This is a genomic window from Streptomyces sp. NPDC045470, assembly GCF_040646595.1.
Taxonomy (GTDB): Bacteria; Actinomycetota; Actinomycetes; order Streptomycetales; family Streptomycetaceae; genus Streptomyces.
Map to the genome: position 1 here is coordinate 71,073 of NZ_JBEZAN010000016.1, position 22,759 is coordinate 93,831.

Here is a 22,759-nt window from a genome sequence, read left to right on the forward strand (position 1 = left end):
ACGGGCAGGAGCGGCGCCCGTAGCCGGTGCCGGAGACGGGCACAAACGGCGCCCGTGACCAGTGCCGGAGACGGGCAGGGGCGGAAACCGTGGGCGGGCCGGGGGCGCATTAAGGTCGGTGCCGTGGATGAAGCGACGCGGGCGGATACGGACGGGGACGGGGCGCGGGACGTGACGGACGACGGCGGCCCGGCCCAGGGCGCGGGGCCCGCCAACGCCGCGGAACCCGCCCGCGAGCGCACCCCCCACGGCTCCCGCACCCGAACCCTCATCCTCGAAACCGCCCTCCGCCTCTTCCAGGAGCGCGGCTACGACAAGACCACCATGCGGGCCATCGCCCAGGAGGCCGGTGTCTCGGTCGGCAACGCGTACTACTACTTCGCCTCCAAGGAACACCTGATCCAGGGCTTCTACGACCGCATCGCCACCGAGCACGCGGCCGCCGTCGCCGACGTCCTGGCGACCGAGCGGGACCTGGCGGGACGGCTGCGCGGCGTGCTGCTCACCTGGCTCGACATCGCCGCGCCGTACCACCGCTTCGCTGCCCAGTTCTTCAAGAACGCCGCCGACCCGGACAGCCCGCTCAGCCCCTTCTCGGACGCCTCCGAAGGGCCGCGTGAGGCCGCCATCGCGCTGCAGCGGCAGGTGCTGGCCGGCGCCGGGACCAAGGCCGACCCGGAACTGGCGGAGCAGTTGCCACAGTTGCTGTGGCTTCAGCAGATGGGGCTGGTCCTGTACTGGGTGCACGACCGCTCGGAGAACTGCGAGCGCAGCCGCCGCCTCGTCGAGCGCACCTCCCCCCTGGTCGCCCGTGCGGTCGCCGCGTCCCGCTTCCGGGTACTGCGGCCGCTGGTGCGCGAAGTCACGGACGTATTGAGCGAGTTCGTCCTCCCGGCGGCAGCGGGTGCCGCGGCCCGCCCCGCCTCCCGCGAGGACGCGAAGCACCCGCCGGCCGGACACGACTGACCCGTACCGCCGGCCGGTGCCTCGGCCCCGTGCCGCCGGCTCCTCCCCGTACGGTGTGGTCATGATCCACATCCGACGCGGCGCCGTAGCCGCGCTGCTCGCGCTCACCCTGCCGCTGCCGCTCGTCACGGCGGGCATCGCGTCGGCGACGAGCCCTGCCGCCACCGCGAACGTCGCGACCACCGCGCCGGCCGCCGTACCCACCGACCCCCCGGCCCTCCCCCGCCCGCTGTCCCTGTCCCTCCCGCGCCCCACCGGCCCGTACGCGATCGGACGGGACAGTCTCCACCTGGTGGACCGCGGCCGCGAGGACCCCTGGGAGCCGTCCGCCCACGGGCGCGAGCTGATGGTCTCCCTGTACTACCCGGCCCGTACCGGCACCGGCCGCCCGGCCCCGTACATGACCACGGCGGAGGCCACGACGTTCTTGGAGCGTCAGCGGCAGGCCGGTCAGCTTCCGCCGCAAGCCGAGGTTTTCCCGCCCGAGGTGCTCAGCAAGACCCGCACGCACGCGCGCACCGGTGCGCGCCCGGCCGCCGGCAAGCACCCCTTGGTCGTACTCTCCCCCGGCTTCGGCCTGAACCGTGCCACACTCAGCGTGCTCGCCGAGGAACTGACCAGCCGCGGCGACGTCGTGGCGCTCGTCGACCACGCCTACGAAGCCGACACGGCCTTCCCCGGCGCACGCACCCTGCCCTGCACCGCCTGCGCGAAGCTGGACGCGATACCGTCCCCGGACGCGGGGGCAGCCTTCATGGCCGACGTCGCCCGCAGCCGCGCCAAGGACATCAGCTTCCTCCTCGACCGCGTCCTGCCCGGCCACCACACGGCCTGGAAGCGCAGCGGCCTCATCGACCCGAAGCGCGTCGGCATGGCAGGCCACTCCATCGGGGGCGCCGCCACCACCACCGCCATGGCGGGCGACACCCGGATACGCGCCGGCGCGAACCTGGACGGCACCGTGTCAGCCCCCGTACCGAAGCAGGGCCTGAACGGGCGCCCCTTCCTGCTGTTCGGCGACCAGGCGACGAGCCGCCCCGGTGCGGACGAGACCTGGGACACGACCTGGTCCCGCCTCAACGGCTGGAAGCGCTGGCTGACCGTGACCGGCGCCACCCACCTCACCTTCACCGACCTCCCGGCCCTCGCCCAGCAGGCGGGCCTCCCCACGCCCCCGGGAACAGTGCCCGGCCTGCGCGGCAGCGACCTCACCCGCAGCTACGTGAGCGCTTTCTTCGACCAGCACCTCCACGGCATCCCGCGCCCCCTCCTGAACGCCCCGAACCCCGCCACCCCCGAGGTCACCTTCCAGGCCCCTTGACCACCCACGGGACCGGGCCGCACCCCCATGCGCCCCGGTCCCCGCCCCACCGCAATTCCCCCACTCCCCCGCCCCCCTTACTCCCCCACTCCCCCACTCCCCCTACTCCACCTCGAAAACCTTCTCCACAAACGCGTCGAGATTCGTCACCAGCCGAGCAATACGGTCCGCCACCGGCAACGTCTCCTCATGCCGCCCGGCCAGCTGGGACTTCTTCTTTCCCCGGACGTACAGCGAACACGCCAGGTCCGCGCAGACATAAGCCCCGACGGTATTCCCCTGCCGCCCCAGCGGCCCGGCCTTCCGCGCGGCGAGCAGGCTCACCCCGGACCCGGGATGCCCGGTGACACACAACGAACACACGGTCGTCTTGGTGAAACTCCGCCGCACTCCTTGCGGCACCCGCAGCGTCACCCCGACGACGCCACCCTCCCGAGGCGCCACCAGATAACTCCGGTCCGGCGCCCCGGGGTCCCGCCACCCGAGGAAATCCAGATCTCCCCACGGCATTCCGGAAAGCCCCACCGGCAGATTGATGCGGCTCGCCTCCCCCTTCGAACAGTTGACGAAGGAGGCACGTATCTCTTTTTCACCCAACGGATCCATGACTGGTGAAACTAACAGTCGACCGCGCGGGGCGTCGCTCGATTTTTGCCGGGTGGCTCCGGGGGGTCAGCTCCAAGCCTGCGAACGGCCGCGGCGACGGGAAACCACCACCGCGACAATGACCCCGGCGACCACGACCAGCGCCAGCGCGGCGCCGCCGATGACCATCCACTTGCTCTTCGAGTCGGTGGCAGAGGCGGCCTCCTGCCCCTGGCCGGCACCGGCCGCGGGCTGGGCTGCCTTGCCCTGCGGCATGTCCAGCGGGCCTTGGGCGGGCCCTGCGGGAATGTCGCGGGTCAGAGCTGCGGCAGGCTGGATGAACCCGTAGCCGTAGTGCGCGTCGGGCAGCTTGAGGTTCTTGGCCTTCTCCGGCTTGGCCAAGCCCGCCGTCTTCACCAGGCGGTTGGCGATCTGGCCAGGTGTGAGGTCGGGGAACTTCTCCCGGAGGAGGGCAACGGCGGCGGACACGTAGGCGGTGGCCGACGAGGTGCCGTCGTTCGTGGTGTACGCCGAGTCGCTCTTGCCCTGGGCAAGGGACATGTCCACTCCGGGGGCGAGCAGGTCGACGGTGTCGTTGTAGTTGCTGCGCGTCCACACTTCGCCGTACTCGTCCACCGCGCCGACGCCGATGACCCCGGGGCAGGCTGCCGGGTAGTTCTTCTTGGCAGCCCCGTCGTTGCCGACACCCGCGACGACGATGACGCCCTTGTCCAGGGCGTAGCGAATCGATTCGCAGGTGTCCGCGTCGCGGGTGACGCCGTAGGACATGTTGATGATGTCGGCGCCGTGGTCGGCGGCGTACCGGGTCGCCGACGACTCGTTCTTGTACGCGGTCAGCGGCATGATCTTCGCGCCCGGCGCCAGGCCCTTGACTCCCTGGGCTCCGCCCGCGCCGTGACCGTGCCCGGCGATGATGCCCGCCATGGCCGTACCGTGGTCGCGGATGTCCTGGCCGGGCTTGAGCACCTCGGAGCCGTCGACGCCCTGGGTGAAGTCCTTCCCGGGCACGAACTGTCCGGTGAGGTCCTGGTGGCTGGTGCGCACGCCGGTCTCGATGAGCGCGACCGTGACGCCCTTGCCGGTGGCCTGCTTCCAGATGTCCTTGGCACCGAACGCCTCCAGCGGCCACTGCTTGCTGCGGACCTGGTCCGCCTGTGCCGTGCCGCCCGCAGCCAGGAGCAGCGCTCCGGTCAGCGCCACGCCCGTACCGGCGCGCAGTGTCCGTGTGACCCTCATGCTTCGCTCCTCGTGTGCGTTCCGTGCGGTCCGGCACCGCCCGGACGAACGCCCCGCCGAGGAGGCGGGGCGACCGTCCGTGCCAGGGCCCGTGGGCCAGATTCTCTACTCGATCACGCGTGGCGCCACATTACGCTGCGGGGTCCACGTCTCCTCGTCCTCGACGAGGTAGTCGGGGCGCTTGCTGGTGTTGCGCTCCTTGTCCTCACCCTTGCCACGCGCCCCGGGGGCTCCGGCCATGCCCATGCCATTGCCGCGCTGGTCGGGACGTGCGGCCTGGGTGCCTCCCCGGCTGCGGTGCAGCCCGGAACCACCCTGCTTGGCACCGCCCGTCGGACCGCCCGGCTGGCCGGCCACACCACCGGGTGTCCGGGCCTGCACGCCGCCTCGTACCGCGCCGCCACGGCCGGCCGCGCCGGCGCCACCCGCTCCGCCACCGGGCATGCCGGGCACTCCGGCGCGCCCACCGCCCTTGGCTCCAGGGCCGCCGACTGTCCCACCGGACGGCATCCCCGTGCGTCCGGCACCACGGACACCCCCGGTGCCGCCGCCGGGCGGCATTCCCCCGGGGAGGCCCGGGATGCCGGGCAGCTGCTGCTCCTTCGGTGTCTTACCGCCACCGATGCCGGGCCCGCCGCCGGGCCGGTCCAGCAGGCCGGGACCACCGGGGCCGGGTACGCCCTTCTGCAGTCCGTCCAGGCCCGTACGCACCGGCGGCGGCGAGGTCGGCTTGACGTTGGGGCTCCGCAGGCCGGGAGGCACGGCGGAGCCGCCCGGAACCCGAGACGCGCCGGGGGTCACGGTGGTCGGGCGGGGCCGTGTACCGCCCGGCGTCGGCATGTTCACCGGGGGCGGCGCTGTCGTCTGGGCCGGGGGCGAGGGCCAGTCGCCGCCGCCTCCCGGCGGAGTGCGTTCGCCGGGGTTGAAGTCGCTGCGGGCCCGGTAGTTGGCCGCCAGCTCCTCCATGACGATGACCGCCTCGACCTGGCGCTCCTTGCTCAGGGAGAGGTTGTCCCGATTGAGTTCGAGCGCCATCTTGGCGTCCATCTTCGGGTCGGCCATGTCCTTGTGGAACTGGGAGTCGTCACCCTTCTCGTCCCCCACCTTGTCCCAGAACCCCGGGTCCTTGATCTTCGACATGGCCTTCTTCGCCTCACGGAGGTTGTGGGCGACGCCGGCCTGCTCACCGCTCGCGCGGGTGCCGATCAGGGTCTGCTCGACGTTGCGGGAGTGCCCGTACGTCCGGTCGATCTTCTCCAGGACCTGGCGCGCCTCGCGCCGGAACGCGTCGGCGGCCTTGCCCGTCCAGTGGGCCGTGGCGTGATCGACGGCCTCCATGAACGCCTTGCGGATGCCGCCGCGGCCGTCCTCGCCGGCCAGTCGGTCGGCGGACGCCCGCCAGTGCTTGCCGGACGTCTCGATGGCGTCGGGATCGGCGTTCTCGATCATCGCGCGCAGCGCGTCGATCCCGTGGTGGTGGAAGTCGGAGTCAGAGGCGCGAACGACGCGGTGGTTCTTGAACGACTTCAGCCGCTCGTCCCTCTCCTCCGCCTTCCGCTGCCGCTCCATCGCCTTGGCGCTCTCGTACTCCTGCCGGGCGTCAACCACGCCGGCCCCCCTTCGTCGTCATTCCTCACTCACCACCACGGCACTGCCCGGCACGGACGCCGGCGCCGTTCTCCGCCCCACCGGAGCACCTCAGCCGTTCATCGAGACCTTGGTGTTGTGCTCCTGGTCCTCGTACGCGCCTCTGCTGCGCTCCGTCTTGTCGCCGAAGTCGCGGATCAGGTCCTGGAGCGCCTTGACGGTCTGCGCCATGTAGTCCTGCATGTCGTCATGTGCGGAGGAGAGGTCGGAAGCCTCGATGAAGTTGCTGCCGAAGGCCGACTTCGGGATGGTCGTGCTGTACTTGACCTTCTGGCTGGGTTCGTCCATGTCGGCCTGCAGCCTCTTGAGCTGCCGCACGACGTTGTCCAGTTCGTGCAGGTCTACCTTGTACTGCTCACCCACGACTACTCTCCCCGTTCGCCCCGTGTGTGCCGCTCGTCACCGTCGCTCCTCGCTGTCGAGTCCATACGGTTAAGAGCAACGTAAAGACAGTCAATGCTAGGGAGTTGTGAGACGCAAACGCAAGATCGTAAGCCCTTCTGTGCCCATCTTGCGACGCTCCGCTCCGGCCCGAGGCCCCGCACACCTGCCGGAAGGAACGGCACCTGCGCTTCCCGGGCAGAATGCCCGGGCAGTCCCGTCGGCTGCGGACCGCCTGACCGTGACGAAGGAGCACCGTGTCCCGGACCGTTTTTCACGTTTCGCAGACCGAGGAGTCGCGAGATTTCGCCCCACCACCCGGCTACGAGGCATGGGGAGTGCTGCAATCCGGCACATTCGACAACATAACGGTACTGGCGCGGGTCTACCGGGACGTGGGGGCACACGGCCCGGGGCCGGAGTTCCTCCTCGCGTGTCCCTCCGGGACGGGGCAGGTCATCTGCACGGTCAGCCGGCCGCTCGCCGGTGACGGGCAGCGGAAGGAGAAGGAGTACGCCGTCCACGGTTCCGACGGAGGGTTCGTCGGATGTGTGGCGCACGGGCGTTCACCGTGCGGGGTGCGTCAGGCGTGGCGCATACGGCCCCAGGCGGGCGGTCCTGTGGCGGTCGGCTACAAGGGCGCGTTGCGGGGCTGGGTCACCTTTTGGGGGACGATCCCCTTGCTACCGGTACTCACGGTGGTGGGGCTGCTGCACGACGGCGGCGGGCCGAGCACCTGGATGTGGGGCATGCCCAAGCGCATCGCGTGGCGGGGCAGGTCGGCGGTCTTGGGAGGCCGCCGGGTTCTGCGTTTCACGACGTACAACTCGGTGTACGACTGGGACAGCAAGCGTCTCGGCAAAGAGCTCGCCTACGCGCAAGCCGTCCTCTACTGGGCATCAGGTGTGATGTAGCGCACGGCTTCCAGGTCGCCGGCCCCTGCGCGCGCCGGGATCAGCGGGTCGTGCCGGTGGTCTCGGTGGAGGGGCCGGGGGTGGGCCTGTTCAGGGCGCGGACGCTGCGGAACCCGATCACTCCGATTGCCGTCCCCAAGAGAAAGGACGTCACCGCGAGCGCGAGGTGCACCCAGAAGTAGGCGGTCGGGTCACCCGCGTCGTCGAAGGCGAGGCCGCTCCCGTCCTTCCAGAGGTTTTTGGCGAAAGTGATCCAGATGAACCAGCTCCATACCCCGAACGCGAGCAGGAACCAGGAGACGGGGCGCGAGAGCTTCATGGAATCCAGTATGGGCAGCGGCTCCATCCGGCGGTCGGCGGGGGCACTCTTCCGTGGGGTGGTGTCCGGGGCGTCCGCACCGACGGGTACGTTCACCGACGTGCCGACCTCCTCTGCCGTTCATCCGATCACCGCCGCGCCCGTACGGCGCCGGGTGCTCACCCGTACGGGCGCCGCCCTGGCCGGCACCGCCGTCCTGCTGCCGCCGCTGCTGCTCGCCGCGCCCGCGCACGCCGACGAGAAGCCGAAGGACGGCAAGGGCGGGCAGCACGCGCCGAAGGCGCCGGTGCCGCCCGCCGAGATGTCGAAGGTCGGCGGTGGCCGGCTGGGCCAGGCCGGTACGCAGGTGCAGCTCAAGCCGGGGGCGCCGAAGCTGCCGGACGACATCACGGCCCGTTCCTGGATCGTCTCGGACGCCGAGAGCGGCAAGGTGCTGGCCTCGCACAACGCGCACTGGCAGCTACCGCCGGCCAGCACGCTGAAGATGCTGTTCGCCGACACGGTGCTGCCGAAGTTCCCCAAGGACCAGAAGTACACGGTCAAGCCGGCCGACCTGGCGGGCATGGGCGCCGGCAGCAGCCTGGTGGGGATAAAGGAGAATTTGAGTTATACCGTTCATGACCTTTGGCTGGGGGTCTTTCTGCGCTCGGGGAATGATGCTGTGCACACCCTGTCGGCGATGAACGGTGGTACGGCCAAGACCGTTCAGGAAATGCAGAAGCAGGCCGAGGCGCTGAACGCGACGGACACGCATGTGGTGACGCCGGACGGCTACGACGCTCCGGGGCAGGTCTCCAGCGCGTACGACCTGAGTCTGTTCGCCCGCGCGGGGCTGCAGAACGCGGACTTCCGGGAGTACTGCTCCACGGTCAGCACGCAGTTCCCGGGCGAGGTCAAGGACGGCAAGCGCGGGACGTTCGGCATCCAGAACACCAACCGGCTGCTCAGCGGGGACTACGACGTCAAGCCGTACCCGGGCATCGCGGGGGTGAAGAACGGCTACACCACCAACGCCGGCTCGACCTTCACCGGGGTCGCCCAGCGTGGCGAGCGCAAGCTGCTGGTCACCGTCATGAACCCGGAGAAGAAGGAACACAACGAGGCGTACAAGGAGACGGCCAAGCTCTTCGACTGGGGGTTCGCGGCGGCGGACCAGGTCGAGCCGGTCGGCCGGCTGGTCGGCCCCCGGAGCGAGGAGGGCGACGCGCGGACGGGCGGCGCCAAGCTGGACGGCGACCGGACGCGGGCCGGGCTGGAGGACACCTCCGGCGGCTCCGGCGGCGCGTGGACCGCGCTGGCGATCACCGGCGGAGCGCTGGTGGTGCTGGGCGGCCTGGCGCTGCTGGTGCACCGCCGCTGGCCCCTTCCGGAGCTGATGCGGCGGCGCGGGGGCAAGCACTAGCTGCCCAGCGAGGGCCGGCTCCGGTGCGGCGCGGGGCCGGCTCTAGCCGTGGCGCGGTTCGGCGGCCTCCTCGTCGCAGTCCAGTGACTTGCGTGACGACTCCGGGTCGCAGCGCTGGGTCGCGGTCCAGGAGGCGCAGAAGACCACCAGTTTGGCCGTGAAGTTGATCCACAGGAGCAGGGCGATCGGTGTGCCGAAGGCGCCGTACATGCTCTTGGCGGCGACACCCTGGAGGTAGCCGCTGAGCAGCAGTTTGAGGAGTTCGAAGCCGACGGCGCCGATGAAGCCGGCGACGACGACGGCGCGGCGGGGCGGGTGGACACCGGGGAGCCTGGTCAGGACGTAGGCCAGCAGCAGGAAGTCGGCGAGTACGGCGATGCAGAAGCCGACGGCGGACAGCAGGACGCTGCCGATGCCGCCTTCCGCCAGGCCGAGGGCCTTCGCCGCCCTGCCGACCGCCGCGCTGGCGAAGCCGGAGCAGACCAGGGAAGCCAGGGCGGTGCCGCCGAGGCCGAGGAGCAGGGCGATGTCCTTGAGCTTGGCGACGAAGAAGTTGGTGTCCTCGTCGTCCTTCTCCCAGACGGCGCGCAGGCAGTCGCGCAGCGACTCGACCCAGCCGGCGCCGGTGAAGAGCAGGGCGACACCGGCGATCACGCCGACGGTGCCGGCGTTGTCGACGAGGGCGCCGAGGTCGAGCTGTCCGGAGATGCCGGGGATCTGCTCGGCGATCTTCGACTGGACGTCGTGCAACTGCTGCTCGCTGAGCAGTGCGGCGCCGATCGCGGCGGCCACCGTCAGCAGCGGGAAGAGCGCCACGAAGCTGGTGAAGGTGATCGCGGCGGCCAGCCGGGTCCAGTGGACGCGTTGCATGCGTTCGTACGCCCGCCACAGGTGTGTGGTCATCAGCCAGGACACGGCCGGGCCGACGACCGGCAGCTTGCTCAACCATTCCATGGGCCCCGCCTACCCTTCATCAGCCTTCGACACCATCTGTACAGGTATGTCGCCCGCGTGGCGGAAGACTAGCGTCCGCGTACCCCAGAAACGCAGGCATGTCGCCAGCGCCATGCCGACACCCGCGCCCGAGACGGTGTCGGCGGTCGCCGAGGTCAGGCCGAGGACATGGTGCGAGACCCCGAGGCAGGTGAGCTGCACGAGGGCGCCGGCGAGGTTGACGGCGAGGAAGACGGCGTAGCGGCGGAGACGGACGGGGGCGGGGGTGCGGGCGCCGGGGCCGCCGTACGGGGGTGGTGCCGGGCGGGTGCGGGCGCGGTACGTGCCGACGGCGTTCCCGGCGTACGCGACGGTGCAGCCCGCCAGGAACGACAGGGACTTGGCGGTGAACGGGTCCAGTCCGGCCGGGCCCCGCAGCCAGACGAACAGGGCCAGGTCGGCGGCGTACGCGATGCTCCCGGCCAGCGCGAAGCCGAGCAGTTCGGGGGCGAGGGCCCGGAAGCGGTGGGCCGGCGGCGGGCGGTCCGGGGTGCTGTGGCGGGTGGGGCTCCGGGGCATGGCGGTGCGCCGCTCGTCCGTTCACACGTCCGCGACGGCCATCGCGTACAGCCCGGTCCAGGCCAGCCCGATGACGGCCAGCGGGCGGTCCCGCAGGACGACGTCCTCCGGGGTGCCCGCGGTGCCCCGGTCGGCGAAGACCGCGTAGCGCAGTACGGCGAGGATGAACGGGACCATGGAGAGCTGGCGCCACGGCAGGACGCCCGCGGACGTGCCGCCGCTCTCCAGCGCCCACAGGCAGTACGCGAGGACGGCGCCGCCCGCCGCGAGCTGCCACACGAAGCGCAGATAGCCGTCGCTGTACTCGCGCAGCAGGGGCCGGGTCGCGCCCCTGTCCGCCCGCTCCTCCCGCGCTGCCCGGACCGCCTCGGAGTAGCGCTTGGCGGCGACCATGAACAGCGCGCCGAAGCCCGCGGTGATCAGGAACCAGCGGGACAGCGGGATGCCGAGCGCGGGGCCGCCGGTCATGGCGCGCAGCAGGAAGCCGGTGGTGACCACGGCGAGGTCGACGACCAGGACGTTCTTCAGGCTGACGCAGTAGGCGAGCTGCATGAGGAGGTAGGCCGCGAGCAGGGCGGCGGTGGCGGGGTTGCACAGGACGGCGGCGGCGACCGGGGCGAGGACGGCGAGCAGGGCGCCGGCCGCGTAGGCGACGGGTACGGGCACCTCGCCCGCGGCGACCGGGCGGCGGCACTTGTCGGGGTGGGCGCGGTCGGCCGTGGCGTCGCGTGCGTCGTTGACGAGGTAGACGGCGGACGCGGCGGCGGTGAAGAGGAGGAAGAGGAGCGGGAGTTGCAGGAGGGTCCGGTGGAGGAAGAGGTCTCCGGCGGCCGCCGGGGCGGCGGCCACCAGGACGTTCTTGACCCACTGGCGTGGGCGGGCGGTGCGCAGCAGGCCCAGGGGGAGGGCGAGTGCGCGGGGGCGGAGGCCGGGTTGCGCGGGGGTGGCCGCTCCGGGGCCGGGCGGTGGTTCCTCCAGGACGGCGGCGGAACGTTCGGTCACGGTTGCCCCCAGCGCATGCTTCCCGGCGGCGCCCAACCCATGCTCTGCATCCGCGCCCCGCGCACGCCCCGCGCCCGCCTCTCACGCACGCCCCGCGCGCGCCCGCCCCCCACCCGCGCCGTGAGCGCGCCCAGTACCACGCCCGCCGCCACGTCCGACGGGTAGTGCACGCCCACCACCAGCCGGGACAGGCACACCGCCGCGGCCAGGAGAGGCAGGACGGGCGGGGCAGGCAGGGACGTGCCCACCGGCCACAGTGCGCCCAGGGCCACGGCGGCAGCGGTGGCGGAGGCGGCGTGGGCGCTGGGGAAGGAGTGCGGGCTCGCGGTCCGTACGAGGGGGGCGTGGCCGGGCAGCAGGGGGCGCGGGCGGCGTACGACGCGCTTGAGGCCGGCGCTCAGCAGGTGGGCGCCGCAGCTCAGGGCCGTGCCGCGGAGCCAGGCGGGGCGCCGGGACCGGTCGGCCGCGGCGCCCGCCAGCCCGGCGGCGAGCCAGAGCGCTCCGTGCTCGCCGCCGTGCGAGAGGGCGCGGGCCACGGCGGCCACCCGCGGGTCGGTTCCCCGGGTGCGCAGCGCCACGAGCAGGCGGTGATCCATCTCTTCGGGAGACAGCGGGGTCACCTCGATCCGGTTCGTGCCGGCTCCCGGGCGGACCGCCCGCTTCGTGGGGTCCGCCCGGCGCCTGTCCCTCAAGCCCTTGGGGGCTCCGCGTCCGACTCTTCCGGGGCGCCGCGCGCCGCGCCGTCGCGATTAGCCCATCCACCTCGTTAATCACTCTTTTCGTGCGGCCGGGGCGGATACCCGGATCGGTGCGAGTGCCGCATTACGGTCGCTGGCATGTCGTCGCCCGCCGGCCCGCCCGGCTCCCGCACCGCCTCCGATACCGCCACCGCCTCCGTCACCAGCTCCGTCACCGGCTGGGGCCGTACCGCCCCCACCACCGCCCGGCTGGTCCGCCCGGGCTCGTACGACGAGGCCGCGGCGGCGGTGCGGGCGTGCGGGGCGCGCGGCGGCATCGCCCGGGGGCTCGGGCGCGCGTACGGGGACGCGGCGCAGAACGCGGGCGGCGTCGTCTGGGACATGACCGGGCTGGACCGGATCCGGGCCGTCGACACCGAGGCGGGCACGGTGGTGTGCGACGCGGGGGTGAGTCTGCACCGGCTGATGGAGGTGCTGCTGCCGCGGGGCTGGTTCGTGCCTGTGTCGCCGGGCACCCGGTACGTGACGGTCGGCGGCGCGATCGGCGCGGACATCCACGGCAAGAACCACCACGTCGCGGGATCCTTCACCCGGCACGTACGGTCCTTCGAACTCCTCACGGCGGACGGCGCGGTGCGCACGGTGCGGCCGGGCACCGCCCTTTTCGACGCGACCGCCGGCGGCATGGGTCTGACCGGGGTGATCCTCGCCGCGACGGTCGCCCTGCTGCCCGTACGGACGTCGCTGATGACGGTGGACACCGAACGCGCGGCGGACCTGGACGACCTGCTGGCGCGGCTGTCCGCCACCGATCACCGCTACCGCTACTCCGTCGCCTGGATCGACCTCCTCGCCCGCGGCGCGGCGACCGGCCGCGCGGTGCTGACCCGCGGCGACCACGCCCCGCTGGACGCCCTGCCGGCGCGGGCCCGCCGCGCGCCGCTCGCCTTCCGTCCCGGGCGGCTGCCGCCGGCGCCGCGCGGCCTGCCGGACGGGCTGCTCGGGCGCCGGTCCGTCGGCCTGTTCAACGCGTTCTGGTACGGGAAGGCGCCCCGGTGCCGGACCGGTGAGCTGCGGAAGCTCTCCGCGTTCTTCCATCCGCTGGACGGGGTGCCGCACTGGAACCGTGTGTACGGGCGCGGCGGCTTCGTGCAGTACCAGTTCGTGGTCGGCCTCGGGGCGGAAGGGACGCTGCGGCGCATCGTGGAGCGGATCGCGGCGCGGGGGTGTCCGTCGTTCCTGGCGGTGCTCAAGCGCTTCGGCGCGGGTGGGCCGGGGTGGCTGTCCTTCCCGTCCGAGGGCTGGACGCTGGCCCTGGACATCCCGGCCGGGCTGCCCGGCCTCGGCCCCTTCCTCGACGAGCTGGACGAGGCGGTGGCGGCGGCGGGCGGCCGGGTCTACCTGGCCAAGGACGCCCGGCTGCGGCCCGAGCTGGTGGACGTCATGTACCCCCGGGCCGACGCGTTCCGCGCCCTCCGCGCGCACACCGACCCGCGCGGCGTCTTCACCTCGGACCTCTCGCGGCGCCTCGCGCTGTGACCGGCACCGGCTGTCCTCCGTACGCCCTCCACTCCCAAGGACTCCCCATGAAGGACGCCTTCGGCTCCCCCCAGTCCCTCCTGGTCCTCGGCGGCACCTCCGAGATCGCCCTCGCCACCGCCCGCCGTCTGGTCGCCCGCCGCGCGCGTACGGTCTGGCTGGCGGGCCGTCCGTCCCCCGCCCTGGAGGAGGCGGCCGGGCGGCTGCGTGCGCTGGGCGCCGAGGTCCGTACGGTCGCGTTCGACGCGCTGGACACCGGCGGCCACGAGGAGGCGCTGGGCAAGGTCTTCGCCGAGGGTGACATCGATGTGGTGCTGCTGGCCTTCGGGGTGCTGGGCGACCAGGAGCGGGCGGAGGCCGAGCCGGCCACGGCGGTCCAGGTCGCGCAGACCAACTACACCGGCGCCGTCTCGGCGGCTCTCGTCTGCGCCCGGTCGCTGCGCGTCCAGGGGCACGGTTCGCTGGTCGTGCTGTCCTCGGTGGCGGGCGAGCGGGCGCGGCGCTCGAACTTCGTCTACGGCTCCAGCAAGGCCGGGCTGGACGCGTTCGCGCAGGGGCTGGGGGACGCGCTGTACGGGACGGGGGTGCACGTGATGGTGGTACGGCCCGGTTTCGTCCGGACGCGGATGACGGCGGGCCTGGAGCCCGCACCGCTGGCCACGACGCCGCAGGCGGTCGCCGGGGCGATCGAGGCGGGGCTGCGGCGGCGGAGCGAGGTGGTGTGGGTGCCGGGGACGCTGCGGCCGGTGATGACCGTACTGCGGCATATGCCAAGGGCACTGTTCCGGCGACTGCCGGTATGAAGCCCGGACGCCGGCCGACCGGGTACGGGCCGGGACGCCGGCCAGCCGGTTCAAGCCGGGATGCCGGCCACTCGGCCTAACGCGTGGGCGTAGGCGGCCGCGAAAGATCCGCCTGCCGCGGCACCCCGGAGGCGGGCGCGCCGAACGGGTACTCCCGCTCCAGGCGCCACACGCCGTCCTCCCCCTGCTCGTACAGGGCGAAGCCGCCGATCGTCCAGGCGGCCTCGAAGTCCTTCAGCGCCACGAACGCGCGGTCCATGGCCTCTTCGGAGATGCCGTGCGCGACGGTCACGTGCGGGTGGTAGGGGAACTGCAGTTCGCGGGCGCAGGGGCCGGACGCGGCGCGTACCCGTTCCTGGAGCGCGGTGCACTCCGCCTCGCCCTCGGCCAGCTTGACGAAAACCACCGGCGACAGCGGCCGGAAGCTGTCCGTGCCCTCCAGGCGGAGCCGGAAGGGGCCGAAGCCCGCGGCGACCTCGGCGAGGTGCTCCTCGATGGCGGGCAGGTCCTCCGTACGGGCCTCGGTGGGCGGCAGGAGGGTGATGTGGGTGGGGATGCCGTGTGCGTGCGGGTCCCCGAAGCTCGCGCGCCGCTCCTGGAGGAAGCTGCCGTACGGCTCCGGGACCGCGATCGAAACGCCGAGCGTAACGGTCCCCACTGCGTTCTCCCTCCTGAAGCTGTCGTCGGCCCCGGATGCCAGTGTGCCGGGTGGGCCGTCCCCGCGGCGACCGTCCTAGGTCCCGCCGTGCCCGGGCCCGAGGACCCTGTACGGCGGCGGGCCGGGGCGCGTCGGGCCCCGGCCTGGCCGGTCAGTGCTTGGCGGGCAGGAACCCGATCCGCTCGTACGCCGAGGCCAGCGTCTCGGCGGCCACCGCGCGGGCCTTCTCGGCGCCCTTGGCCAGGACCGAGTCCAGCGTCTCGGGGTCGTCGAGATATTCCTGCGTACGGTCCCGGAACGGTGTGACGAAGTCGACCATGATCTCCGCGAGGTCGGTCTTGAGGGCGCCGTACATCTTGCCCTCGTACTTCTTCTCCAGGTCGGCGACGGACTCGCCGGTGAGGGTGGAGTAGATCGTCAGCAGGTTGGAGACGCCCGGCTTCGCCTCGGCGTCGTAGCGGATCACCGTGTCGGTGTCGGTGACCGCGCTCTTGATCTTCTTGGCGGAGGTCTTGGGCTCGTCCAGCAGGCTGATGATGCCCTTGACCGACGACGCCGACTTGCTCATCTTGACCGTCGGGTCCTGGAGGTCGTAGACCTTGCCGGTCTCCTTGAGGATGTACGGCGCCGGGACGGTGAAGGTGTCGCCGTAGCGGCCGTTGAACCGCTCGGCGAGGTCGCGGGTCAGCTCGATGTGCTGGCGCTGGTCCTCGCCCACCGGGACCTGGTGGGCCTGGTAGAGCAGGATGTCGGCGATCTGCAGGATCGGGTACGTGAACAGGCCGACGCTGGTGCGGTCGGCACCCTGCTTGGCCGACTTGTCCTTGAACTGCGTCATCCGGCTGGCCTCACCGAAGCCGGTCAGGCAGTTCATGACCCAGGCGAGCTGGGCGTGCTCGGGGACATGGCTCTGGATGAAGAGGGTGCAGCGCTCCGGGTCGAGACCGGCGGCCAGGAGCTGCGCGGCGGCCAGCCGGGTGTTCGCGCGAAGGGCCACCGGGTCCTGCGGCACGGTGATCGCGTGCAGGTCCACCACCATGTAGAAGGCGTCGTGGGACTCCTGCAGGGCCACCCACTGGCGGACGGCGCCGAGGTAGTTGCCGAGGTGGAAGGAGCCCGCCGTGGGCTGAATTCCGGAGAGTACACGCGGCAAACGCTGCATGGCGGAGCCAGTCCCCTCGGGGCGGTGGTGGGCGACGGGTGGGCAGTCAGAAGCCATGACAGGCATTGTCTCAGGTCCGGGGAGGGGACCGGCGCGCGGCCGGGCAGCGGCGGGGGCACCGGTAGTGACCGGTCGGGCGCACGACGGTGCCGGGCGGGCGCACGGAGATGTCGGGGCGGGCGCACGGAGGTGCCCGGGCGGACGCGGAGGCGCCGGGGCGGGCGCAAGGAGGTGCCCGGGCGGACGCAGAGGCACCGGGGCAGGCGCACAGAAGTGCCCGGGCGAACGCAGAGGCACCAGGACGGACGCACGGAAGTGTCCGGGCGAACGCAGAGGCACCAGGACGAGCGCACGGAGGCGTCCGGGCGAACGCGGAGGCACCGGGGCGGACGCACGGAAGTGTCCGGGCGCCCCCGGAGGCACCAGGGCAGGCGCACGGAGGTACCGAGGCAGACGCACGGAGCTACCCAGGCGGACGCACGGGATGCCCGGCCGGGCCGCGTACAGCCGCCGGGCCCGCCCACCTGTCACCCGCCACCCGCCGGCCACCTGTCCCCACCACCGGCCACCCGCCACCGCCCGCAGGGAAAGCGCTCCGCCATGCAGCGGCTGCCGCCCGCCGCCCCCTGTTCCCCGCACACCGGAGCTGCAACCGTGGAGCCATGACCGAAGCCGATGCCCCTTCGTCCGGTACGGCATCTTCGTCCGGTACGGCGCCCGGATCAGCCCCGACCACTCCCCCGCCCTCCCCGTCCTCCCCCTTCCCCCTGGACCCCACCGGAGCCGGCCTGCGCGAGGCCGCCCAGGAGTTGCGGGCCCGCGGCCCCGCCGTGCCGGTGGTGCTCCCCGGCGGTGTCCTCGGCCACGCCGTGACCCGCCACCACGCCCTGCGCGACTTCCTCACCCACCCGGAAGTGGCCAAGAACGCCTGCCACTTCGCCGCGCTGCGCGAGGGCCGTATCCCGCCCGGCTGGCAGCTCACCACCTTCGCGACCGTGGACGGGATGACCACGGCCGACGGCGCGGACCACCGGCGGCTGCGTGAGCCGGTGGTCAAGGCGCTCTCGCCCCGGCGGGTGGCGGCGCTGCGGCCGCGGGTGGAGCGGATCACCGCCGAGCTGCTCGACGGTCTGCCCGCCCTGGCCGCCCAGGGCGGCGGGACGGTCGATCTCCGGTACGCGTTCGCCTATCCGCTGCCCATGCGGGTGATCTCGGAACTCATCGGCGTGGACGAGGAGTTCCGGGACCGGCTGCACGAGCTGTCGGGGCTGGTCGTGAACACCACCCTCGACCCGGAGACGGTGCTGGCGGCCAACCGGGAGCTGGCCGCGGTCCTCGCCCAGGTCGTGGCGGCCCGCCGCGCGGCGCCGGGCGACGACCTGACCAGCGCGCTCATCGCGGCATGCGACGCGGATGAGGCCCGGCTGAGCGAACAGGAACTGATCGGCACCCTGCTGCTGACCATCGCCGCGGGGCACCAGACCACCCTCGACCTGATCACCAACGCCGTACGGGCCCTGTGCGCCGACCGCGGGCAACTGGACCTGGTCCGTTCCGGGCGGGCGGACTGGGCGGACGTGGTCGAGGAGACGCTGCGCCACGACAGCCCGGTGGCCAACTTCCCGTTCCGCTATCCGACCAGGGACCTGGACATCGGCGGCACGCTCGTCCCCCGGGGGACGCCGGTGCTCGCCTCGTACGGGGCGGCCGGGCGCGATCCGGAGGTGTACGGGCCGGACGCGGACCGCTTCGACGTGACGCGGCGGCCCGCCGCCCGGCACCTGTCCTTCGGGCACGGGGCGCACGTCTGCCCGGGCGCGCCGCTGGCCCGTCTGGAGGCCGGCATCGCGCTGCGGGCGCTGTTCGACCGGTTCCCCGACCTGGCCCCGGCCGTGCCGGAGGCGGACCTGCGGCCGCTGCCCACCTTCGTGGGCAACAGCGTCACGGAACTTCCGGTACGGCTGGGCCGGGACGCGGGGCCGCCCGTGCGGCCCGGAAGCGGTCAGGACGAGTCACCCCTGCGGCCCGGGGCCGGTCAGGACGGGTCGGCGACCAGCCCCGGCGCCGGATAGGCCGCCATCAGTTCGGCCACCTCGGCGCGGACCGTGGTGAGCGCGTCCTCGTCGCCCGCGCCGGCGGCCTCGACGCCCCGGGTGATCCAGTCGGCGACCTGCGGCATGTGCTCGGTGCCCAGGCCGCGCGAGGTCAGCGACGGGGTGCCGATGCGGATGCCGGACGGGTCGAACGGCTTGCGGGTGTCGAACGGGACGGTGTTGTGGTTGACGACGATCCCGGCCCGGTCCAGCGCCTTGGCGGCGATCTTGCCGGGGACCTCCTCGGGGGTGAGGTCCATCAGGATCAGGTGGTTGTCCGTACCGCCGGAGACCAGGTCGAAGCCGCGGGCCAGCAGGTGTTCGGCGAGGGCCTTGGCGTTGGCGACGACGGCGTGCGCGTAGGTGCGGAAGGACGGCTGCGCGGCTTCGTGGAGGGCGACCGCGACGGCGGCGGTGGTGTGGTTGTGCGGGCCGCCCTGGAGGCCGGGGAAGACGGCCTTGTCGAGGGGCTTCGCGTACTGCTCGCGGGACATCAGCATGGCGCCGCGCGGGCCGCGCAGCGTCTTGTGGGTGGTGGTGGAGATGACGTCGGCGTGCGGCACCGGTGAGGGGTGGGCGCCGCCCGCGACCAGTCCGGCGATGTGCGCGATGTCGGCGACCAGGACGGCGTCCACCTCGCGGGCGATCTCGGCGAAGGCGGCGAAGTCGATGGTGCGCGGCACGGCCGTACCGCCGCAGAAGATCAGCTTCGGGCGCTCCTTGCGGGCCAGGTCGCGCACCTCGTCGAAGTCGATACGGGCGGTGTCGGCCCGTACGCCGTACTGGACGCCGCGGAACCACTTGCCGGTGGCCGAGACGCCCCAGCCGTGCGTGAGGTGGCCGCCCATCGGCAGCGCCATGCCCATGACCGTGTCGCCGGGCTCGGCGAAGGCGAGGTAGACGGCGAGGTTGGCGGGCGAGCCGGAGTACGGCTGGACGTTGGCGTGCTCGACGCCGAAGACGGCCTTGGCGCGGTCGGCGGCCAGCCGTTCCACAAGATCGATGTTCTGCTGGCCTTCGTAGTAGCGACGGCCGGCGTATCCCTCGCTGTACTTGTTCTGCAGGACGGTGCCGGTGGCTTCGAGGACGGCGGTGGAGACGTAGTTCTCGGAGGGGATCAGGCGCAGCGTCCCGGCCTGGAGGCGTTCCTCGGCACCGATCAGGGCGGCCAGTTCGGGGTCGGCGGCGGCGAGGGCGGGGTGGGGCAGGGGACGACTCATGAGGTCCTCCGGGGCGATCGGGTGCGGTTCGGCTGGCCGGTCGTACTCCCGGGGTGCCTGGGGGTCCCCCGGACGCAGTCCGGGGGAGGGGCGACACCTCGTGGTGGGCCGTCGCTGAACGGCCGCGCGCCGCTCCCTCGGGGTCGCTCCCCCGTGCGCCGGTCGCGGTGCGCGGAGCCAGTCTATCGGGGGCTGTGCGGCGCAACCTTTCTTCGCATACCGTCCGCCCAACGGGATTTTTTCGCCCGGGATCGCCCGCATACCGAACGGAGTCAATGGTGACCCCCACGACGTCCACGGAACGCAGCATCGCCGCCGCCGAAGCCCACAGCGCGCACAACTACCACCCGCTTCCCGTCGTCGTGGCCTCCGCCGAAGGGGCCTGGATGACGGACGTCGAGGGCAAGCGCTATCTGGACATGCTCGCCGGGTACTCGGCGCTCAACTTCGGCCACGGCAACCGGCGGCTGATCGAGGCGGCCAAGGCGCAACTGGACCGGGTGACGCTGACGTCGCGCGCCTTCCACCACGACCGGTTCGCCGAGTTCTGCACGCGGCTGGCCGAGTTCTGCGGCATGGAGACGGTGCTGCCGATGAACACCGGTGCGGAGGCCGTCGAGACGGCGGTCAAGACCGCCCGCAAGTGGGGGTACCGGATCAAGGGCGTCCCGGACGGCCGGGCGAAGATCGTCGTGGCGGACAACAACTTCCACGGGCGGACGACCACGATCGTCTCCTTCTCCACCGACCCGGAGGCGCGCGCCGACTACGGCCCGTACACCCCGGGCTTCGAGATCGTCCCGTACGGCGATCTCCGGGCGCTGGCGGACGCGGTGGACGAGGACACCGTGGCGGTACTGATCGAGCCGATCCAGGGCGAGGCGGGCGTGCTGGTGCCGCCGCCCGGATACCTGCCGGGTGTGCGGGAGTTGACCCGCGAGCGCAATGTGCTGTTCATCGCGGACGAGATCCAGTCCGGGCTGGGCCGTACGGGCGCGGACTTCGCCTGTCGGCACGAGGACGTGGTGCCGGACATGTACGTGCTCGGCAAGGCGCTGGGCGGCGGCATCGTGCCGGTGTCGGCGGTGGTCTCCTCGCGTGAGGTGCTGGGCGTGTTCCGGCCGGGCGAACACGGTTCGACGTTCGGCGGGAACCCGCTCGCGTGCGCGGTGGCGCTGGAGGTCCTGGCGATGCTGCGGACCGGCGAGTACCAGCAGCGCGCCACGGAACTGGGCGAGCACCTGCACCACGAGCTGGGGCTGCTGGTGGGCGGCGGCGCGGTGGACGCGGTGCGCGGGCGCGGGCTGTGGGCCGGGGTCGACATCAGCCCGGCCCTGGGGACGGGCCGGGAGATCTCGGAGCGGCTGATGGAGCGCGGCGTGCTGGTCAAGGACACCCACGGCAGCACCATCCGGCTGGCGCCCCCGCTGGTCATCACCAAGGAGGACCTGGACTGGGGGCTGGACCAGTTGCGGACGGTGCTGGCCGGGTGACCGGGCGACCGGCTGACCAGGTGACCGGCTGACCGGCTGACCGGGGGGCGCCCCCTACGGGGCGCGCCTCACAGGATCACGTGCGGCAGGAAGCGCGCGTACTCGTCCGTGACCAGCCCCGCCGACTCCCGGATGCCGAGCCCCGCCGACTCGTTCTCGACGACCCACGCGCCGAGCACCACCCGGTTGCCGTCGAAGTCGGGCAGCGGGGCCAACTCCTGGTAGCAGCACGGCTCGTCGCGTACGACGGGGGCCGCGCCCGGCTCGTGGACGGTGACGCCGGCGCCCTCGCGGCCGAGCAGCGGCTTGGCCACGTACCCGGGCGCGTCCGGCCCGCCCGCCAGTTCGCGCGGCCCGTCGAGATAGGCGGGCAGCAGGTTCGGGTGACCCGGGTACAGCTCCCAGAGGACGGCAAGGAGCGCCTTGTTGGAGAGCAGCATCTTCCAGGCGGGCTCGATCCACAGGGTGGTGCCGGTGCCGCCGCCGTTGTCGAGCGTGTCGAGCACGTGCGGCCCGAACTCGTCCGTGGCCAGCCACTCCCACGGGTAGAGCTTGAAGCAGGACCGGATGAAGCGCAGCCGCTGGTCGACGAAGCGGCCCGAGAGGCGGTCCCAGCCGATCTCCTCGACCGGTATCGCCACCGTCTCCAGCCCGGCCTGCCGGGCCGTCTCCTCCAGGTAGGCGACGGTCATCAGGTCCTCGCCCAGTTCGTCGCCGGCGGAGTGCGCGAAGTGCACGGGCGCGCCCGGCGGCAGCAGCCCGGCCTGTTTGCGCCAGGCGTCGACCAGCCGTTCGTGGAGCGAGTTCCACTGGTCGGCGCCGGGGAAACGTTCCTCCATCCAGAACCACTGCGGGCCCGCCGCCTCGACCAGCGAGGTCGGCGTGTCCGCGTTGTACTCCAGCAGCTTCGCGGGTCCGGTGCCGTCGTGGCGCAGGTCGAACCGCCCGTAGAGGGTGGGGAGTTCGGCGCGCCGGTACCAGGACTCGGCGACCAGGTCCGCCAGCCGCCGGTCCTCGATGCCGAGGTCGGCGAAGCGCCGGTGCTCGACGATGTGCGCGGCGGCGGCCAGGCACATGGCGTGCAGTTCCTCGACGGTCTCTTCCAGTGCCTCGATCTCGGGCAGCGAGAAGGAGTAGTACGCGCTCTCGTCCCAGTAGGGGCGCAGCGAGTCGTCCGGGTGGCGGGTCAGCGGATAGATCAGGCCCTGTGCCTCGACGGTCTGCTGCCAGCCGGGGCGCGGCCGGGTGGTGTGCCGCTTCATCCGGGGCTCCCCCCGCGACCTCTGGTCCGTCGCACCACCGTCACCCGCCGCTGGAGCCGGAGCAGCCGAAACCGCCGCGGTTGACGGCGGTGCTGTGGCTGAAGGTTCCGGAGTCGGCGTAGCGGCCGCTGACGTCGGAGCCGTAGTACCACTGGCCGTCGACCTTCTGGCCGCGTCCGGCGGTGCCCTTGTTCTTGCCGGCGCCCCCGCCGGTGTTCTTGCCGGACGACGAGCCCGTGCCGCCCGTACTTCCGGTGCCGCTCGACCCGCTGCCGCTCTTGCAGGACTTGGAGTCGATGACGCGGTAGCCCTTGACCGCGTCGTAGCTGTTCCGGTCGACGCAGCGCTTGTCCGGTTCCGAGCCGCAGGAGGTGAGCGCCGCCGCCAGCGCCCCCATGCCGCCCAGGATCACCGTGCTCGACCGCAGCCTGCGCCGGGCTTTCGTGTGCTCTGCCATCCCTTGCCTACCCCCGTACATCCGTGGCAACAGTTTTCAGCCACGCCAGCCTAAAGGCCAGGGTCCGC

At 72.5% G+C, this 22,759-nt stretch carries 22 protein-coding genes; 8 read left to right on the forward strand and 14 right to left on the reverse strand.

Translation table 11 applies throughout. The annotated features are described in order from the left end of the window. Positions 1–123 precede the first annotated feature (123 nt). Both AB0A97_RS32220 and AB0A97_RS32225 read left to right on the forward strand, forming a co-directional pair. Positions 124–966 carry a TetR family transcriptional regulator gene (locus AB0A97_RS32220; RefSeq protein WP_361156551.1) on the forward strand — a complete coding sequence of 281 codons (843 nt, stop codon included), beginning with the start codon at positions 124–126 and terminating at the stop codon, positions 964–966. 61 nt (positions 967–1,027) lie between these two features. Next, positions 1,028–2,287 carry an alpha/beta hydrolase gene (locus tag AB0A97_RS32225; protein WP_361156554.1) on the forward strand — a complete coding sequence of 420 codons (1,260 nt, stop codon included), beginning with the start codon at positions 1,028–1,030 and terminating at the stop codon, positions 2,285–2,287. Between the two features lie 102 nt (positions 2,288–2,389). Here the strand turns inward: AB0A97_RS32225 and AB0A97_RS32230 are convergent, their stop codons facing one another. From AB0A97_RS32230 to AB0A97_RS32245, 4 genes are all read right to left on the reverse strand, one after another. Further along, positions 2,390–2,893 carry an FBP domain-containing protein gene (locus tag AB0A97_RS32230; protein WP_361156557.1) on the reverse strand — a complete coding sequence of 168 codons (504 nt, stop codon included), beginning with the start codon at positions 2,891–2,893 and terminating at the stop codon, positions 2,390–2,392. A gap of 66 nt (positions 2,894–2,959) precedes the next feature. Then, entirely contained in the window at positions 2,960–4,129 is a 1,170-nt protein-coding gene (locus tag AB0A97_RS32235; protein ID WP_361156560.1) for a S8 family serine peptidase, read from the reverse strand. A 105-nt stretch (positions 4,130–4,234) separates the two neighbouring features. Further along, complete coding sequence (locus AB0A97_RS32240; protein WP_361156563.1) at positions 4,235–5,737, reverse strand: hypothetical protein; 1,503 nt, start codon at positions 5,735–5,737, stop codon at positions 4,235–4,237. Positions 5,738–5,827: 90 nt separating this feature from the next. Further along, the gene (locus tag AB0A97_RS32245; RefSeq protein WP_361156566.1) at positions 5,828–6,139 is read right to left on the reverse strand and encodes a hypothetical protein; all 312 of its coding nucleotides are present in this window, start codon (positions 6,137–6,139) and stop codon (positions 5,828–5,830) included. 275 nt (positions 6,140–6,414) lie between these two features. On the opposite strand from AB0A97_RS32245, the gene AB0A97_RS32250 reads away from it, so the two are divergent. Beyond that, positions 6,415–7,071, forward strand: a complete 657-nt coding sequence (locus AB0A97_RS32250) for a hypothetical protein (RefSeq protein WP_361156569.1) — start codon at positions 6,415–6,417, stop codon at positions 7,069–7,071. A gap of 40 nt (positions 7,072–7,111) precedes the next feature. Here the strand turns inward: AB0A97_RS32250 and AB0A97_RS32255 are convergent, their stop codons facing one another. Further along, positions 7,112–7,390, reverse strand: coding sequence for a hypothetical protein (locus AB0A97_RS32255; RefSeq protein WP_361156572.1), 279 nt, complete (start codon positions 7,388–7,390; stop codon positions 7,112–7,114). Here AB0A97_RS32255 and AB0A97_RS32260 point away from each other — a divergent pair. Beyond that, positions 7,389–8,792 carry a D-alanyl-D-alanine carboxypeptidase gene (locus AB0A97_RS32260; protein ID WP_361156575.1) on the forward strand — a complete coding sequence of 468 codons (1,404 nt, stop codon included), beginning with the start codon at positions 7,389–7,391 and terminating at the stop codon, positions 8,790–8,792. The genes AB0A97_RS32255 and AB0A97_RS32260 overlap by 2 nt on opposite strands. A 42-nt stretch (positions 8,793–8,834) precedes the next feature. Here the strand turns inward: AB0A97_RS32260 and AB0A97_RS32265 are convergent, their stop codons facing one another. Genes AB0A97_RS32265 through AB0A97_RS32280 form a run of 4 tightly spaced genes read right to left on the reverse strand, consistent with a single transcriptional unit; the run spans position 8,835 to position 11,902 of the window. Beyond that, positions 8,835–9,746, reverse strand: coding sequence for a YihY/virulence factor BrkB family protein (locus AB0A97_RS32265; RefSeq protein ID WP_361156579.1), 912 nt, complete (start codon positions 9,744–9,746; stop codon positions 8,835–8,837). A gap of 9 nt (positions 9,747–9,755) precedes the next feature. Further along, positions 9,756–10,304, reverse strand: coding sequence for a GtrA family protein (locus AB0A97_RS32270; RefSeq protein WP_361156582.1), 549 nt, complete (start codon positions 10,302–10,304; stop codon positions 9,756–9,758). 21 nt (positions 10,305–10,325) lie between these two features. Then, the gene (locus tag AB0A97_RS32275) at positions 10,326–11,306 is read right to left on the reverse strand and encodes a decaprenyl-phosphate phosphoribosyltransferase (RefSeq protein WP_361156585.1); all 981 of its coding nucleotides are present in this window, start codon (positions 11,304–11,306) and stop codon (positions 10,326–10,328) included. Beyond that, on the reverse strand, positions 11,303–11,902 hold the full coding sequence (locus tag AB0A97_RS32280; RefSeq protein WP_361156804.1) for a phosphatase PAP2 family protein: 600 nt from the start codon (positions 11,900–11,902) through the stop codon (positions 11,303–11,305). The genes AB0A97_RS32275 and AB0A97_RS32280 overlap by 4 nt, the downstream gene beginning before the upstream one ends. 240 nt (positions 11,903–12,142) lie before the next feature. Here AB0A97_RS32280 and AB0A97_RS32285 point away from each other — a divergent pair, with 240 nt between their 5' ends. Together AB0A97_RS32285 and AB0A97_RS32290 are read left to right on the forward strand one after the other, a co-directional pair. Beyond that, positions 12,143–13,543, forward strand: a complete 1,401-nt coding sequence (locus AB0A97_RS32285) for an FAD-binding oxidoreductase (RefSeq protein ID WP_361156588.1) — start codon at positions 12,143–12,145, stop codon at positions 13,541–13,543. Positions 13,544–13,590: 47 nt separating this feature from the next. Then, on the forward strand, positions 13,591–14,346 hold the full coding sequence (locus AB0A97_RS32290) for a decaprenylphospho-beta-D-erythro-pentofuranosid-2-ulose 2-reductase (protein ID WP_361156591.1): 756 nt from the start codon (positions 13,591–13,593) through the stop codon (positions 14,344–14,346). A gap of 76 nt (positions 14,347–14,422) precedes the next feature. Here the strand turns inward: AB0A97_RS32290 and AB0A97_RS32295 are convergent, their stop codons facing one another. Continuing rightward, positions 14,423–15,004 carry a 2'-5' RNA ligase family protein gene (locus tag AB0A97_RS32295; RefSeq protein ID WP_361156594.1) on the reverse strand — a complete coding sequence of 194 codons (582 nt, stop codon included), beginning with the start codon at positions 15,002–15,004 and terminating at the stop codon, positions 14,423–14,425. A gap of 151 nt (positions 15,005–15,155) precedes the next feature. Further along, entirely contained in the window at positions 15,156–16,166 is a 1,011-nt protein-coding gene (gene trpS / locus AB0A97_RS32300; RefSeq protein WP_361156807.1) for a tryptophan--tRNA ligase, read from the reverse strand. Between the two features lie 662 nt (positions 16,167–16,828). On the opposite strand from trpS, the gene AB0A97_RS32305 reads away from it, so the two are divergent. Beyond that, positions 16,829–18,238, forward strand: coding sequence for a cytochrome P450 (locus AB0A97_RS32305; RefSeq protein WP_361156597.1), 1,410 nt, complete (start codon positions 16,829–16,831; stop codon positions 18,236–18,238). Here AB0A97_RS32305 and glyA read toward each other — a convergent pair. Continuing rightward, entirely contained in the window at positions 18,202–19,479 is a 1,278-nt protein-coding gene (glyA, locus tag AB0A97_RS32310) for a serine hydroxymethyltransferase (RefSeq protein ID WP_361156600.1), read from the reverse strand. The two genes, AB0A97_RS32305 and glyA, sit on opposite strands and share 37 nt — an antisense overlap. A 278-nt stretch (positions 19,480–19,757) precedes the next feature. On the opposite strand from glyA, the gene rocD reads away from it, so the two are divergent. Further along, on the forward strand, positions 19,758–20,972 hold the full coding sequence (gene rocD / locus AB0A97_RS32315; protein WP_361156603.1) for an ornithine--oxo-acid transaminase: 1,215 nt from the start codon (positions 19,758–19,760) through the stop codon (positions 20,970–20,972). A gap of 68 nt (positions 20,973–21,040) precedes the next feature. On the opposite strand, the gene AB0A97_RS32320 is transcribed toward rocD, so the two are convergent. Both AB0A97_RS32320 and AB0A97_RS32325 read right to left on the reverse strand, forming a co-directional pair. Beyond that, entirely contained in the window at positions 21,041–22,234 is a 1,194-nt protein-coding gene (locus AB0A97_RS32320; RefSeq protein WP_361156606.1) for a glutathionylspermidine synthase family protein, read from the reverse strand. 40 nt (positions 22,235–22,274) lie between these two features. Continuing rightward, positions 22,275–22,691, reverse strand: a complete 417-nt coding sequence (locus tag AB0A97_RS32325; protein ID WP_361156609.1) for a hypothetical protein — start codon at positions 22,689–22,691, stop codon at positions 22,275–22,277. Positions 22,692–22,759: the final 68 nt, after the last annotated feature.

What these genes read in the sequence shown, in the direction of transcription:
- AB0A97_RS32260 (WP_361156575.1), top strand. Translation starts at nt 7,389, where the DNA reads ATGGAATCCAGTATGGGCAGCGGCTCCATCCGGCGGTCGGCGGGGGCA.
- AB0A97_RS32270 (WP_361156582.1), bottom strand. Translation starts at nt 10,304, where the DNA reads ATGCCCCGGAGCCCCACCCGCCACAGCACCCCGGACCGCCCGCCGCCG.
- AB0A97_RS32265 (WP_361156579.1), bottom strand. Translation starts at nt 9,746, where the DNA reads ATGGAATGGTTGAGCAAGCTGCCGGTCGTCGGCCCGGCCGTGTCCTGG.
- glyA (WP_361156600.1), bottom strand. Translation starts at nt 19,479, where the DNA reads ATGAGTCGTCCCCTGCCCCACCCCGCCCTCGCCGCCGCCGACCCCGAA.
- AB0A97_RS32230 (WP_361156557.1), bottom strand. Translation starts at nt 2,893, where the DNA reads ATGGATCCGTTGGGTGAAAAAGAGATACGTGCCTCCTTCGTCAACTGT.
- AB0A97_RS32290 (WP_361156591.1), top strand. Translation starts at nt 13,591, where the DNA reads ATGAAGGACGCCTTCGGCTCCCCCCAGTCCCTCCTGGTCCTCGGCGGC.
- AB0A97_RS32235 (WP_361156560.1), bottom strand. Translation starts at nt 4,129, where the DNA reads ATGAGGGTCACACGGACACTGCGCGCCGGTACGGGCGTGGCGCTGACC.
- AB0A97_RS32285 (WP_361156588.1), top strand. Translation starts at nt 12,143, where the DNA reads ATGTCGTCGCCCGCCGGCCCGCCCGGCTCCCGCACCGCCTCCGATACC.
- AB0A97_RS32320 (WP_361156606.1), bottom strand. Translation starts at nt 22,234, where the DNA reads ATGAAGCGGCACACCACCCGGCCGCGCCCCGGCTGGCAGCAGACCGTC.
- AB0A97_RS32305 (WP_361156597.1), top strand. Translation starts at nt 16,829, where the DNA reads ATGACCGAAGCCGATGCCCCTTCGTCCGGTACGGCATCTTCGTCCGGT.
- AB0A97_RS32280 (WP_361156804.1), bottom strand. Translation starts at nt 11,902, where the DNA reads ATGGATCACCGCCTGCTCGTGGCGCTGCGCACCCGGGGAACCGACCCG.
- AB0A97_RS32325 (WP_361156609.1), bottom strand. Translation starts at nt 22,691, where the DNA reads ATGGCAGAGCACACGAAAGCCCGGCGCAGGCTGCGGTCGAGCACGGTG.
- AB0A97_RS32225 (WP_361156554.1), top strand. Translation starts at nt 1,028, where the DNA reads ATGATCCACATCCGACGCGGCGCCGTAGCCGCGCTGCTCGCGCTCACC.
- trpS (WP_361156807.1), bottom strand. Translation starts at nt 16,166, where the DNA reads ATGCAGCGTTTGCCGCGTGTACTCTCCGGAATTCAGCCCACGGCGGGC.
- AB0A97_RS32255 (WP_361156572.1), bottom strand. Translation starts at nt 7,390, where the DNA reads ATGAAGCTCTCGCGCCCCGTCTCCTGGTTCCTGCTCGCGTTCGGGGTA.